Source organism: Faecalibacterium sp. i21-0019-B1, assembly GCF_042852915.1.
Taxonomy (GTDB): Bacteria; Bacillota; Clostridia; order Oscillospirales; family Ruminococcaceae; genus Faecalibacterium; species Faecalibacterium taiwanense.
Genome location: NZ_AP031425.1, coordinates 913,436 through 927,010 on the forward strand (window position 1 = coordinate 913,436; position 13,575 = coordinate 927,010).

The 13,575-nt window shown below is 57.7% G+C and carries 20 protein-coding genes; all 20 read left to right on the plus strand.

The genetic code is table 11. From position 1 onward, the window contains the following. The 20 genes from ACGHP1_RS04330 to ACGHP1_RS04425 all read left to right on the plus strand — a co-directional run bounded on the left by ACGHP1_RS04330 (position 1) and on the right by ACGHP1_RS04425 (position 13,575). On the plus strand, positions 1-360 hold the full coding sequence (locus ACGHP1_RS04330) for a hypothetical protein (protein ID WP_390507938.1): 360 nt from the start codon (positions 1-3) through the stop codon (positions 358-360). After that, entirely contained in the window at positions 360-4,196 is a 3,837-nt protein-coding gene (locus ACGHP1_RS04335; RefSeq protein WP_390507941.1) for a metallophosphoesterase, read from the plus strand. The genes ACGHP1_RS04330 and ACGHP1_RS04335 overlap by 1 nt, the downstream gene beginning before the upstream one ends. A 28-nt stretch (positions 4,197-4,224) precedes the next feature. Further along, the gene (locus ACGHP1_RS04340) at positions 4,225-5,058 is read left to right on the plus strand and encodes a Lin1244/Lin1753 domain-containing protein (RefSeq protein ID WP_390507943.1); all 834 of its coding nucleotides are present in this window, start codon (positions 4,225-4,227) and stop codon (positions 5,056-5,058) included. After that, entirely contained in the window at positions 4,997-5,950 is a 954-nt protein-coding gene (locus ACGHP1_RS04345) for an ATP-binding protein (protein ID WP_390507945.1), read from the plus strand. Before ACGHP1_RS04340 ends, ACGHP1_RS04345 begins: the two co-directional genes overlap by 62 nt. After that, on the plus strand, positions 5,943-6,278 hold the full coding sequence (locus tag ACGHP1_RS04350; RefSeq protein WP_390507947.1) for a hypothetical protein: 336 nt from the start codon (positions 5,943-5,945) through the stop codon (positions 6,276-6,278). Before ACGHP1_RS04345 ends, ACGHP1_RS04350 begins: the two co-directional genes overlap by 8 nt. Further along, a complete protein-coding gene (locus ACGHP1_RS04355) occupies positions 6,275-6,508 on the plus strand; it encodes a hypothetical protein (RefSeq protein ID WP_390507949.1) in 234 nt (77 codons plus the stop codon). Before ACGHP1_RS04350 ends, ACGHP1_RS04355 begins: the two co-directional genes overlap by 4 nt. Beyond that, entirely contained in the window at positions 6,501-7,298 is a 798-nt protein-coding gene (locus ACGHP1_RS04360) for a hypothetical protein (protein ID WP_390507952.1), read from the plus strand. Before ACGHP1_RS04355 ends, ACGHP1_RS04360 begins: the two co-directional genes overlap by 8 nt. A 10-nt stretch (positions 7,299-7,308) precedes the next feature. Next, positions 7,309-7,986, plus strand: a complete 678-nt coding sequence (locus ACGHP1_RS04365; RefSeq protein WP_390507955.1) for a hypothetical protein — start codon at positions 7,309-7,311, stop codon at positions 7,984-7,986. Further along, positions 7,986-8,675, plus strand: a complete 690-nt coding sequence (locus tag ACGHP1_RS04370; protein ID WP_390507958.1) for a DUF2786 domain-containing protein — start codon at positions 7,986-7,988, stop codon at positions 8,673-8,675. Before ACGHP1_RS04365 ends, ACGHP1_RS04370 begins: the two co-directional genes overlap by 1 nt. A gap of 5 nt (positions 8,676-8,680) precedes the next feature. Next, on the plus strand, positions 8,681-9,244 hold the full coding sequence (locus tag ACGHP1_RS04375) for a hypothetical protein (protein ID WP_390507961.1): 564 nt from the start codon (positions 8,681-8,683) through the stop codon (positions 9,242-9,244). A gap of 10 nt (positions 9,245-9,254) precedes the next feature. Then, entirely contained in the window at positions 9,255-9,980 is a 726-nt protein-coding gene (locus ACGHP1_RS04380) for a hypothetical protein (protein WP_390507963.1), read from the plus strand. Between the two features lie 198 nt (positions 9,981-10,178). Beyond that, positions 10,179-10,352 (plus strand): hypothetical protein, encoded by a 174-nt coding sequence (locus ACGHP1_RS04385; protein WP_390507965.1) that lies wholly within the window; start codon positions 10,179-10,181, stop codon positions 10,350-10,352. Beyond that, entirely contained in the window at positions 10,349-10,702 is a 354-nt protein-coding gene (locus tag ACGHP1_RS04390) for a hypothetical protein (protein ID WP_129872751.1), read from the plus strand. The genes ACGHP1_RS04385 and ACGHP1_RS04390 overlap by 4 nt, the downstream gene beginning before the upstream one ends. Beyond that, entirely contained in the window at positions 10,689-10,973 is a 285-nt protein-coding gene (locus tag ACGHP1_RS04395; protein WP_390507967.1) for a hypothetical protein, read from the plus strand. Before ACGHP1_RS04390 ends, ACGHP1_RS04395 begins: the two co-directional genes overlap by 14 nt. Continuing rightward, entirely contained in the window at positions 10,951-11,313 is a 363-nt protein-coding gene (locus ACGHP1_RS04400) for a hypothetical protein (RefSeq protein ID WP_390507969.1), read from the plus strand. Before ACGHP1_RS04395 ends, ACGHP1_RS04400 begins: the two co-directional genes overlap by 23 nt. After that, positions 11,300-11,830, plus strand: a complete 531-nt coding sequence (locus ACGHP1_RS04405; RefSeq protein WP_390507971.1) for a hypothetical protein — start codon at positions 11,300-11,302, stop codon at positions 11,828-11,830. Before ACGHP1_RS04400 ends, ACGHP1_RS04405 begins: the two co-directional genes overlap by 14 nt. Before the next feature lie 211 nt (positions 11,831-12,041). Beyond that, positions 12,042-12,302, plus strand: coding sequence for a hypothetical protein (locus ACGHP1_RS04410; protein WP_390507973.1), 261 nt, complete (start codon positions 12,042-12,044; stop codon positions 12,300-12,302). Positions 12,303-12,397: 95 nt separating this feature from the next. Continuing rightward, positions 12,398-13,087: a hypothetical protein gene (locus ACGHP1_RS04415; protein WP_390507976.1), complete on the plus strand. Its 690-nt coding sequence runs from the start codon at positions 12,398-12,400 to the stop codon at positions 13,085-13,087. Then, positions 13,068-13,346 (plus strand): hypothetical protein, encoded by a 279-nt coding sequence (locus ACGHP1_RS04420; protein WP_390507977.1) that lies wholly within the window; start codon positions 13,068-13,070, stop codon positions 13,344-13,346. The genes ACGHP1_RS04415 and ACGHP1_RS04420 overlap by 20 nt, the downstream gene beginning before the upstream one ends. After that, positions 13,330-13,575 carry a hypothetical protein gene (locus ACGHP1_RS04425; protein WP_390507979.1) on the plus strand — a complete coding sequence of 82 codons (246 nt, stop codon included), beginning with the start codon at positions 13,330-13,332 and terminating at the stop codon, positions 13,573-13,575. The genes ACGHP1_RS04420 and ACGHP1_RS04425 overlap by 17 nt, the downstream gene beginning before the upstream one ends.

Here is a 13,575-nt window from a genome sequence, read left to right on the forward strand (position 1 = left end):
ATGATGATTCTTTCGCAGGACGGCATGGTCGCCGTCAATTCGGACAACGTGGTGATGTTTGAGGTCAAGGAGAGTGAAACACTTCCTCGCGAAACGCGGCTCTGCGCGACCATCCTTATCACGAACGGCGCACGATTCAGCCGTTCTATTGGGACGTTCCACAGCACGGACCGCACCGAACTTGCAAAGCTCGCGCTGGACTACATTTCGTTCAGTATCGGCTCCGGCCACAAGGGCTCTGCGCAGGTTCCGACCGAAGATGAAATGAGGAATATTCAGGGCGCGAAGTCTCGTGCGGATGCAGCGCGGCGTGGCAAGCTCGACGACATCATCAAGGAGCTGCTCAAGGAGGATATGTGATGCTGAAAGTATTGCACACCGGAGACTGGCACATCGGCAGTTTCCCCGGGCCAGAGGTCGGCGGACAGAATGCTCGCTTTCAGGACATCTGCCGCTGCCTTGATTTTCAGGCGATGTACGCGGAGGAGCACCGGCCGGACCTTATCGTCGTCTCTGGCGACATTTTCCATCAGGCCCGCGTATGGTCGGACAGAGGTCTCCGCGAGAGCCGGACAGCCATAGACCACATCCGGCGGCTTTCCAACGTGGCCCCGACCGTCGTGTTACGCGGCACTCCGAACCACGACAGCGAGGAGCAGTTCGAGATGCTGACGACGGCTTTTTACGGCGATGATTCGGTCAGCGTCGTAACGGAGCCGGAGGTGCTCCACATCCACACCTACCACGGGCAGCGCGTAGATGTGGCGTGTATTCCGGGCTTTGACCGTGGTGTACACCGGGCAGCGCACCCGGGCCTCTCTCGAGAGGAGGAAACGCAGGTATTCACGGATGAGCTGGCAAAGGTTGTCCTCGGCCTCAAGGCCCAGTGCGAGCCCGGCGTGACGAGCATCCTGTCTACGCACTTCACCGTCCCGGGATGCAACATGGAGAGCGGCCAGACCGCGCTATTTGCACAGTTTGAGCCCGTCATCTACCAAGACACCCTGAAAGCTGCAGACTTTGACCTCGTAGCACTCGGCCACATCCACCGGCCGCAGCAGCTTCCGGAGGCAGGCCGCGCAGTGTTCTACTGCGGCAGCATTACAGGCCTCAACTTCAACGACGAGGGCCAGCCGCGAGGCTTTTACATCCACGACATCGACGACGACGGGGAGGCATGGAGCGAGTACGTCGAAACACCCTACCGGGAGTTCGAGACCATCCGCCTCGGAGAGGACGACGTCCGCGCAATGCTGAGTGCGGAGCGAGTTGTTGTACCCGACCGCCTCAAGGGGAAAATCGTCCGCGTTCTCTATACCTGTTCAGACGAGACAAACAAGGCTTTCAACAAAGCCGTCCTCGAGAAAAGGCTCTATGACGGCGGCGTGTTCTATGTCTCCGAAATCACGCCGGAGGAAATCACGACAAGTGTGAACCGCGACGAGCTCCACGGCGACAACAGCCCGGAGCAGAACCTCGCAGAGTACCTCGCCGAAAAGGAAAAGAGCCCGGAGGACGCCCAGCGCATAATCGAGCTGGCCCGCCCGATTATCTCGGAGGCAATGGAAAAAGGCCGCCTTGAGACCCCGACAGGCTTGTTTATGCCGGTGGAAATAGAGGTCAAGAACTACCGCAACTACCGCGACGAACTGTTCAGCTACGACGGCATTTCCTTTGCAACCATCAACGGCGAGAACGGCGCAGGCAAGTCCAGCCTGTTCATGGACGCCATGCTGGACGCCCTTTTCGAGGAGCCCCGGGAGGGCGACCTCACTGGCTGGATTTGCAACGACCCGGATGCCCGCAGCGGTTCCATCAAGTTCACGTTTTACCTCGGCACCAAGCTGTATCGCGTGACACGCACCCGCACAAAGAGCGGCAAGGCGACGCTGAATCTCTCCGAGTATGTGGACGAGAGCTGGCAGAACCGCAGCGCGGAGAAATACCGCGATACGCAGGCCATCATCGAGAACACCATCGGCATGGACAGCCTGACGCTCAAGGCGACCGGCCTTATCATGCAGGACCAGTACGGCCTCTTTTTGCAGGCCGACAAGGCGGACCGCATGGCAATTCTCGGCAACATCCTCGGCCTCGGCATTTATGACCGCATGGAGAGCATGGCGGCCAATCGGGCAGCAGACGCCAACCGGGAGCTCCGGCGCGTCGCGGATTTGCAGGAGGAGACCGGGCGGACGATGCCGGACAAGGCAACGGTCGAGGCGGCCATGAACAAGACGGCCGTCGAAAAGGCCAGCGCGGTAGCAGACAGGGCCATCCACACAAAGGCCATGAGCGAGGCGCAGACAAAGCTCGACATTGCCAAGCAGGCACAGAGGCGGTCGGAAAAACTCGCCAGCGAGCTCGGCTCTTGGATTGCGGAGAAGAACGCGAACGCCAGCGCGCAGGCTGTTTGCAGAGCGCAGATTTCCGATGCGCAGGCTCTCCTCGATAAGCGCGAGGAGGTCGAGGCGGGCAGCCAGAGTTACGAAAAACTTTCCGCACGGCGGGAGGAGCTGCTGGGAACGACGGTCCTGATTCAGCCCAAGGAAGAAAAGCTGCGGGACGTTATGGCCGCGCTCTCTGCCCAGCGGAAAAAGAAAAGCAGTCTCGAGGCCGAAAAACTTTCTGCGCAGGCAACGTGTTGGAGCTATGAGCAGGCCCTCGCAGACTATGACGAGCTCGAGCGGAAAGCGGCGGACCTCGCCGGAGCAAGCGAACGGCTCACCGCGCTGGAAGAACAGGACGAGCAGTATCTCGCAGCAGACCAAGAGGCCATGAAGCTGCTCCAAACAAAGAACGCAGAAACCGCGCGGATACAGATATGGCTCGACATAAAAGAGAACGAGGTCACACATATCCGCTCCCGGGCCATCATGCTCGAGACCTGCGGCTGCCCGGTCGAGAACCCGGAGTGCCGTTTCCTGCAGGATGCAGTGGAGGCGAAAAAGAAACTGCCTGCGGCCGAGACGGAACTGGAAACCTACCGGCAACAGGCCGAGGAGCGCGCCGAGCAGCTCGACGCGGAATATCGGACCGCAAAGGAAAAGGCGACGAGCCTCAACTGTCGCAAGGATTTGCAGGCCCAGCGGTTCCTCGTTGCAGACCTGCGGAAAGCCTCGGAACGATTCGCAAAGCTTACGGCAAAGAAAGAACGCCTCGCCGAAATCAATGAACACATCAAGGCCATCAACGAGGAGCTGGAAACCATCCCGGTCAATATCGAGCACCTCGAGGCAGACCGTTTCGTCGTTGAGGACGAGCTGAAAAAGCTACGGCAGAACGCAGCGGAGCTCGCCAGCATTGAGGCGCAGCTCTCGGACGTTAAGAAATACATCGAGCTGGAAAAGCTGCTCCCGGCAGCGGAGGCTAAAAAGAGCGCAGCGCAGACCCGCCTCACGGAGCTCCTGACCTACGCAGAAAAGACCCGGACGGCGATTGATGGCATCAATGCGGAGATTCTGACCCTCTCAAAGGCGCAGGCTGATGTTGACGAGCTCAAGGAACAGTACTCGGAGGCTGTTGCAGCCATCACGGTGGACAATACCCGTATTGAAGAGCTGGACCAGCAGGCCGGACATGGCCGCAGGCAGATGGAAGAAATCGAGACGGCAGAGGCAAAGCTCGAAGTCCTTCGCCGTCAGGCGACGGAACAGGGCCAGCTTGCAGCGGGCTACGAGGAGCTCAAGCGGGCTTTCTCTCAGGACGGTATTCCGCATAACATCGTCCGCAGCATCGTCCCGCTGTTCGAGGCGACCGCGACGAGCATCATCAGCCAGATGTCGGGCGGCCACATGAGCATCGAGATGCGCATGGAAAAGACCCTCAAGAGCAACAGCAAGAAAGAGGTCACCGCGCTGGACGTCATCGTGAACGACGCAGCGACCGGAGCCCTGCCCTACATGAGCCGTTCCGGCGGCGAGCGCGTTAAGGCAGCCCTCTCGGTCATCCTTGCGCTGGCGGAGCTCAAGAGCAGCACCGCAGGAGTGCAGCTCGGATTCCTGTTTATTGACGAACCGCCGTTCCTCGACGACAAGGGCGTACAGGCCTACTGCGACGCCCTTGAGGCCATCCAGAAACGGTATTCCTCGCTCAAGATTATGGCTATCACTCACGACCCGGAGATGAAAGCCCGCTTCCCGCAGGCTGTTGACGTTGTAAAGACGGCGGAGGGCAGCAAGGTCATCTACTCTTGAAATCACCAGCAGAAAGGAGGTGCGAGACTTGGGAAGAAGCAACAGGCAGACCGCCGACTACTTCCCCCATTACGTCGGGGAAAAGAGCCGGACAAAGTTCATCCTTGAAAAGAACTGGGGAAACGACGGGTATGCCTTTTGGTTTAAGCTGCTCGAACTTCTTTGCGCGGCAGACGGCCAGTATTACGACTGCTGGGACAAGATGGGATGGGAGTACCTACTCGCCGTCACCGGAGTTACAGCCGAAACGGCGGAGGCCATCCTGAACACGCTCGCCTCCATGGGCAAGGTTGACAAGGAACTGTGGGAGAGCTGCCGCGTCATTTGGGTGCAGTCTCTCCTTGAGAACCTCCGCCAACTTTACTCCAAGCGCACCGCAGCACCGACAAAACCGTCGGTCGATAACTTTCCCGGCCGCAGGGTGGAAAGCCCTGCACAGGAGCTCGCAGCGGCCACAGAGGCGGAGGAAACGCCACCGGCCGTACCGGAGCCCGCGCTGGAGGAGCACGACAAACCGAAAGCTCCCCGGCGCAAAGCCGGGAGCCTCTCGGCAGAGCAGGCCGAACGGTTTGACCGCTTCTACGCGGCCTATCCGAAAAAGGTGGACCGGGCCACGGCAGAGCGGGCGTGGGCCAAAATCAACCCGGAGCCGGACGACGCGGCGACCGACAGAATCATCGCGGCGGTTGAGGCTGCAAAGAAATATGACAGCCGGTTCAGGGAGCGGCAATTCACGCCAAACCCGGCAAGCTGGCTTAATGCAAAAGGCTACATGAACGACTACACAGGAGGTGAGCAGCGTGGAAACGCTGACGGCTATGCTGGATTCACTCCGTCCGGCGGATTCGGCTCGTTCGGCTGAGACCACACAGCACCGACGGCCGACAAGCAAGGATATTCTGGCTGGTGGTTACAACTGCCAGCGCGAAATCCCGAAGCCGGTCGAGTGCGAGTTCTGCGGCCGGAAACTGTACCACGAGGCTCTCGTGATGGGACGAACGGTCCTGATGTTCGCCCCGTTCCCGCAGAGATGCACCTGTGACCGAGCAAAGGCAAAGTGGGCGGAGGCGGACGCGGAGGAGGCAAGACAAAAGGCGGAGGCCGAGAAAGAGGCGGCGCAGGCCAAACGGCGCGCCAAAATCGAGAGGCTGCTCGGCAGGAGCGGCATCAAGAAACGCTTCCAGCAGCGGACGTTCACCAACTTCATCCGGGATACCCCGGAGCGGCAGCGGTGCTACGACACGGCCAAAACCTATGCAGACAGCTTTCCACAGCGCGCAGAGCGCGGCGAGGGCCTCTACATAGAGGGGACCTACGGAACCGGCAAAACGCACCTCGCGGCCGCCATCGCCTTGCAGCTTATAGGCTGCGGCGTCCCGGTCGTCTGCAAGACGTCCGGCGACCTGCTGGCCGATATTAAGGAGGCTTTCGACAGCGGAGACGCCACCGAGTACGAGATACTCAAGGCGTACAAAACGGTCGATTTGCTCATTGTGGATGACCTCGGAAAGGAACAGTGTACAGAATGGAGCGTGAGTACCCTGTACTCCATTCTCAACGACCGGTACGAGGATATGAAACCGACCATCATCACGACGAACTACAACGCCGACGAGCTGGTGCGAGCCCTTACCCCGAAAGGTGGCGACGGCACGAAAGCCCGGGCCATCATAAGCCGCCTGCGGGAGGTCTCGACGGTCATCACAATGGCATGGGCCGATTACAGAGCAGGAGGAGGCAGACGAAATGCCTGAATTGAGACAGGAGTATTTGGATATTCTCGAGAAGCGCGAGTGGAGTGTCAGCAGCTACACCGATGACGGCCGCGTGGAAATTGAGTGGTACTCACCGGCCGGAGAGGACTTCATCATCTGCGTAGGCGTCGAGAAATTCCCGGACGAGGTTTTGGACTACTCCGACAGCTTTGACGTGGACGAGCATATTGCGATGTGGATAGAGGCAAAGCAGAACGGCACACAGGACGTCCCGGGCGCGCGGCAGATTGTCCACGATGCAGAGGAAATCGAAAAAGAACTTGACGAGCTCGCATTTGAATTACAGGAGGCAGAAAGAAAATTATGACTTACAGGTATTACAGCACCCTCCGCCCGCTGATGGTGGGCGGCATCCCGTCCCCGAAACAGCCCGGAGAGAGCATTACCACAATCGTCAACTTCGAGGAGGGCCGGACGTATTGCAAGGACATTGACCGGCCTGCATGGGGCTACATCGAGTACACCGCACCGCTCGACCCGCAGCAGGTCTCGGACTACGAGCTGGTGCTGGCACCGGAGGAGGACGGCCATGAGTGACGTGAAAATCAAGGAGCTGGACAAGAGCCTCATTCATCAGGCGAACAGCAACAGCATGAGCGGCAAGCGCGGCGACATTTCGGCACACGAGTACGAGGTCTACTGCCAGAAAGTTATGAGCTGGAACATCCCGGACGGCCGCAAGCAGAAAATCGTGGACCAGATTTATACCCGGTGGAGCGAGCAGCTCCGGCACGAGGCAGCCCATGTGAGCGTCGCCGTCGCAGGACCGGCGCGGTACAACGCAAAGAAGCTGGACCACAGCGACACCATTCTCCGCCTTTCCTCTGAGTTCGTGGAGTGGTTCAACGGCCTGCAGGAGCAAGTCTGGCAGGGCCGCATCGAGGACAAGGACGCAAAGGAGATTGCGCGGCTGGTCGATGACATCAAATTCTGCATCGAGCGGCCGACGCTTAATCCTACCGCGAGCCTGTGCGAGCTCGCCAACAAGGACCCGGAGCTTTTCGTGGAGTATTACGAGAAGCTCCATGAAAAGTACCGCTGGCGCAAGAACAGCGTCATCGCCAAGCTCTACGCGGCCGGGAAAGAGGGCAAACTCGCAAACCTGAACCGGCAGAAATTCTTCGAGGACGAAAACCTCGTCGCCTACACGATGGGCGACCGGGCATACATCAAGTTCGTTATGAAGCCCCGGCAGCAGCTTATTGTGGCACTCAAGAGCCGGAAATGGTGGTGGAACAGTTACGAGGAGGCGTGGAGTACCTACCTCGACAAGCTGGACAAAGAGTGGGTGCAGAATATCAGCACCCGGTACGCCGATTACGTTTGAGGAGGACAGCATGAAGCGGCTTATGATTATCGGCCTGTGGCCGGACGACACGGTCAAATATTGCACCGAGAAATGTGACTGCCGCAGGTACGCATTCGACAGGATACTTTACCACAAGGGCGGACGAGCCGCCCGCGAGCGCATCTGCATCCCGGTAGTTGACAGGAGCGGAGCGGCAACGACATACCTCGACCTCCCTGTAACACTCCTCGAGGCGGGCGTCGTTTATCTCCGCCTCGACGACGGCAGCGACATTTTTTTGAGCGACACGCAGATGGCGTTAATTGCCAACGAAGTCGAGAGGCGGCGCGCAGAGTGCGCAGGAACCGGCCTCAAGACGCTCGGGAAATGGTTTGAGAGCGGCCTCCCGACCGCAGAGGACTATCTCGAACCGGGCGACGAGGTAGACGAGGACCTGATTGGCTACTTTCTTGACGTCTTACCGCCACGCACAAACCGCGCAGGCCTGTTGCAGGTGGGCGGAGAAATCAGCACCGCAAAGGACGTCAACGGACACTGGCGACCGACCTACCTGACATTCAAGCGGCAGGGCGGCACATGGCGGTACGCCGGACGGTGCTTTGAGTGCTCTGCGGAGCCGGTTCAGAAGTACCAGTCCCCGCTCGAGAGGATGATGCTTACACGCTGTAAGCTACTGGGAGTTGTAGCGCAGGAGGTTGAAGCCTAATGGACTACAAGGACAAAATCCGAAAGCTCCTCGCTCTTGCAAAGAGCCCGGAGCCGGAGGAGGCGAAGCTCGCCCTGCTCAAGGCCCGCAAGCTCATGGCAGAGCACAAGCTCACCGAACGAGACCTCGACGAGCACGACACGACGGTCATCCAGCGGGAAATTGACGAGACGTTTTCCAAGAAAGCAAATTCGTGGATGTCTCCGCTGTCCTCTATCATTGGAGAAAACTACTGCTGTGCGGCATACCGGTGCAAGAGAGGAGCCAAAACGACCGTCTGGCGCGTTGGATTCATTGGGCTCAAGGATGATTTTGAAATCTGCACAAAAATCTTCCAGTACGCAGTACGGTGCGTCAAGGCGGAGCAGAGAAAGCTCCGTAAGCAGTACCGCGACTATTACACCCCGCAGGAGATTGCAAAAATCTGTGATTCCTACGGCTATGGGTTCGCCAGAGGCGTATACGAGGCGTTTACAAGACAGAACGAGGAAAATCAAGAATACGGCCTTGTGCTGAAAGTTCCGAAAGAGGCCAAAGACGAGCTCGAAAAGATGGGACCGCCGAAAGAGTTCAAAAAGACGCCACGGCCAAAGACGGTTGGAGAGCTCGACGCAGCATGGCGCGGCGTCGAGGATGGCAGGAAGTTCGGCCCATCAAACAAGCTGAAAGAAAAGAAGCAGGAGGCATAACCAACATGGCAAGTACGAAGTTTGAAGTCTCAATGGAAATTTTCAAGTTTCAGGGAGAACCGGATGTCAGCGTCACGCTGACCGGTAAGAGCCCAGCAGAGCTCAACACCGCGCTCAAAACGCTCGAGACCATCGCCAAGACCACGACGCTGTACAACGGCGACAGCGCGCCGGAGGCGGAAAAGAGCGTCACCAGCGAGCCGAAGCAGGAAGCCCCGGTAGTTTCCTCGGCTGATAAGAAAGCCCCCCCCGAGAAGCCGGTAAGCTGGCTCCCGCCACTGTCCCAGCGCAAGGGCCTCATGTACCTGCGCTGCCCGAAATGCAAGAACGAGTTCGTACAGTTCTTGCGCGAACCGCAAACGACCAACGAGTGCCGGAAGTGCGGCGCGAAAATCCCGCTGGACGCGCTGGCGCGGTTCGAGTTCACCTGCCCGGACTGCAAGAAAGTAAGCTACGGTCGGACGAACGTCGAGGACGCCGAAATCATAAACGAGAAGTTCTCCTGTGTTTGCGGCCGGAGCATCCCGAAGCTCACATGGAACCCGGCCAAGCGTTGCTATACGACGTGAGGAGGGCCGGATGATGAAAGTGCTTACACACAACATCCAGCAGGAGCGTGAGGACCAGCGCGACCGCTCCGCCCAGCTCTTTATGTGGTGCATCGTCGTCTCCATGCACCAAGACGACGGCATTGGCGCGTCCCGCCTCCTGCGGGCGTGTAACGAGATGGACGCTTTTGAGAAAAAATACCAGACGGCCATCCTCTACGGCAGCAGCAAGAACGCAACGGACGCCATGAGGGAGAACCTCAAAGGAATCTGTGATTTTGAGGTCCGGCTGCCGGTTGACCGAGCCCCGAGAGGACGCCGGGAGGAGCAGCTCCGCATGGCAAGCAATCAGGGCGCAGAAATCGCGTGGCTTGTTATGGCGGCCACCTGTCACGAGACGTTCGGCTACGGGAGAGACCGGCTGGCGCGCCTCAAGCAGAACTCCATGAACAACTACAAGCAGTACCTCGAGTGGGAAAAAGAGGATAAGGACCTCGCCCTCGACCGTCTGCGCAGATGCGTACAGGATGCCCTCAAAGAGGACCTCCGCGTCACTGACACCGACGACCGCAAGGGGATGCTTTCGACCCCGGGCAGAGGCCCCAGCGTATACGAGACGGCCGCTGTCTACTCGGAGATATTCAGGAGGGCCAGAGCGGGACGGGCAGTGGCTCCGCTCGCCGTATACAGCGCAGCGAAGTACGACGAAACCATGACGGCCGCCCGGAAACGGGCCAGCGTTATGCTCGGCTTATGACTATCTGCCCGAAAGAGTGCCCGGACAGACACCCGGGATGCCACGACCATTGCGAACGGTATGCGGAGAACAAGGCGGCATACCAGAAGATGAAGCAGGAGTACGACGGGAGCGTCCGAAACCCATACTGCCGTAGGTGGACGCACCGGGCCATCGTGCGCAGTTTCAAGAAGAAATTCAGGTAAAGGAGCGGTGACTATGTACGAGGTTCTTTTAGAGCTTGACGACCTGCTGGAAACCTTAACTTACTGGCTTTCCTTTGCGGCCGTCGCCTTGTCAGTAATAGTTGTTGCGGCCTATGTATGGCACAAGGCCGCCGAGCAGAAAGCAACCCGGGCGGAGACCCGGAAAAGAAAGGATGGGATGACATGAAACAGAGCGAAAAGCTCACGCAGCTCCTCGAGCTCATGCAGGCAAACCCGGAGCTCCCGGTCATCCCCTGTGTAGATGGGGATGTGGTCAGCGGCGACGAGTATTACTGCTGGCTTGGCTCATGGGGAGAGAGCGCGGTTCAGGAGTTCGTCATCGGCAGAGAGAGAACCTACTACCGGGAGGACGATATTTCAGAGATGAACGACGTCCTCTGTGAACACTATGACCCGGAGCTCGTGGACAACATGACGGAGGAGGAGACGCGGGCGGCGTACAACGCGCTCCCGTGGAAGAAAGCCATCTTCGTCGATGTCCACCAATACGAGGAGGAACCGGATGCCGAGGTATGATGTGTTCCTTGAGGGCAGGACAGAGAGTTCCACCTGCTACTTCGGCGTCGCGGTAATGGCGGATGACCAAAAAGAGGCGGAGTTCCTCGGGCACGAGGCCGGGCGAGTAAAGCACCGCGAGTGCGACGAAATCGAGGTCGTCGGCGTTATGCCGGTGATTTCCGCCCGGAACGCCGGAAAAGGGAGGCTCTGCCAGCGCATCCCGCTCAAAGAACGCGCTTTGAAGTTTGTAAAGGAGGCTATCAAAAATGGAAGAAGTAAGATTGATTGACGCGAACGCTTTGCACAAGCGCATTGAAATGAACCTTCGTGCCAGCAATCCGTTCACTATTGAAGAATGCTGCTATAAGGATGCCCTGAACAGCGTGGACGAGGCTCCCACCATCGACCCAGAGAGCCTGCGCGGTCATGCCAAGTGGGTGAAGGACAAGGAGTTGAAGTTTATCATCGTTGATGATGAAAACAACAGTCACGAGGAACCGGCAATTTGCTGTACCTACTGCAAGGCCAAAATTTCGCAAAGCGATTTCGACAGCTGGGTCTGGAACTTCTGCCCGGTCTGCGGGTTCAAGATGAAGGATGAAACGGAGGAGCAACATGAAACCGATTAACGCAGAGGAAATCGTCCGTGTATTCAACGGCTGGCTCGAGGAGGCGGACAGCCTCGCAGAGCGGGAGGCCATTGAGTGCTGCATCGACCACATTCAGGATACCCCGGCAGTCAGCCAGCAGGAGCTCCGCAGCTATATGCTGCCGTGGTTTAGCCCGTTCGCGGCCCCGTGGTGCGGGAAGATTCAGCGCGCTTTCCCGAAAGCTTACGTCACCATGAACTTCGAGTTGATTCTCGTCCCGAGGACGAACACTTACATCAACCTCAACCATTGTAGCACCCCGGACGAGTTCAAGGCTGAGGTCATCGAGGGTGTTTCGCGTTTTGCGTTCAAGGGATTCACCAAGCCGCTATGCAGAGAACACCTCGACGGCATCAATAAGCTGCTCGATACCCATTTCACGCCGGAGGAGATAGAATACATCTACACCAACCTCGGCAACGGTATCAACCACGAGCTGTGCATGAAGTTTGTCAAGAGCGGGTATGACCTCAAAGTAATCGAGGAAAGCGTATGAACTGCCAATTTTGCGAAGATTACGAGTGGAGCAAGAAGCACAGGCCAAAGACCGGCAGAGAGTTATACACAAAGTATTACGTCTGCCTTTATGAGAGAACCCTCAGAAAGGGCTGCGGGCTTGCCTCAACCTACACTCACAAAAGACGGCCGCTGAACTTCTGCCCGGAGTGCGGCCGCCAGTTGAAGAAAACAAAAAAGGAGGATGAAACGTGAATGGAGTCATTCGGGGCCGATGCCCGAGGTGTGGCGGGAAAATTATTTATTCTGAATTTTACCAGAACGCACGGGACTACACAATCCGAAAAGACGGAAAAGTTCCGAAACGCTATGTATCCAGAAGCGGAGAACTAAGCGAGAGCGTAGCGGCCTGTGAAAACGGTTGCGGCGTATACTGGGAAGATGAAGATTTTTCCATCGGGCAAGACGGGATGTTCTACGACAATAAATACACGGAGGATGGGCAGGCATGAAAGAAAAATAAGCAAAATCTAACCCCGAAACTTGAAAATGATTCAAGCGCATTTCAACCTTTAACCATCAAATTTGAAAAATGGAGGACAAATTTATGTTTCCGCAGAGAAGAATGACGACCGACACCCCGGATGGGAATTACTCGCAGGCTCTCAACCTGTTCGTGCGCGGCGAGGACGGCTGGGTACAGATGCCCAGCCGGAGCATCAGCCTCAACGACTACATGAAGCAGCTTATCAAGGCGCACAACGCAGACATTGACACCGAGGGAACGCCGGAGGAGTTCGACATGACCCTGTGCGAGCACCTGTTCGACGGCCCGGAGACCATCGAGGGTCTGCTGGCAGAGCACTACACCCTTTCGTGGGCTCTCGCCTCGTTGCGCGACAAGCTCAAGCACTACGAGGACGCGCTCATCCCGGAGATTATGCCGGAGGGCTTGCAGACCATCGACCGCGCCATCGGTACTTACGGCAAAGACGCCCAGCTCACCAAAGCTGTGGAGGAAATGTCGGAGCTCACAAAAGCTCTCTGCAAGCTCAAAGAGTGCAAGCGCAAGTATGATACCCCGTTCAACCGGGAGACGCAGGAAGTGTACTCGAACATCGAGGAGGAAATTGCTGATGTTTTCATCATGCTGGTGCAGCTCTTTGCAATTTTTAACCCTCACGAGCTGGTAAACATCACGAAAACCGTATGGGACAAGCTCGACCGGCTCAAGGATAATCTGGACAAAGAGACGGCAAAGCAGGAGGGTGGCAAGGATGAATCACCGGAACATTGATATTTACACCTGCGAGCATTGCGGACAGGAGTTTTACAGCGAGGCCGAGTGCAGAGAGCACGAAGAAACCCATACGCTGAATTTTGAGAATGCGACGCCCGAGGAGCTTGCCGAGGAACTTGACACGCTAGGCGATTATGCCTACTGCTACCGCATCGGAGACAGCGTTATGGGAATGACGGTAAAGTCGTACAGCAACCTTATGAGTGCAGCGGCCAGATGTCTGCGGAAGGGAGCCGACAATGCCGGAAAAAAGTGAGTTCGACAAGGCACTCGGCGAGCTGTACGACCTGACCGAGTGGGAGGACGCAGAGGCGGCCATCCGGGAGCTCCGCGCGCGGGGGCCGGAAATTGAGCGGCTCTATCTCGACAGCAAGATTCTCCCCGGAGAGCTGCGAGCCCTCGTTATGGTGAGTAACTGCCTCGAACGCGAGTTCGTCCATCGGCAGCTTGCCACCGGGCAGCCGCTTCACATGAATGTTTTATAG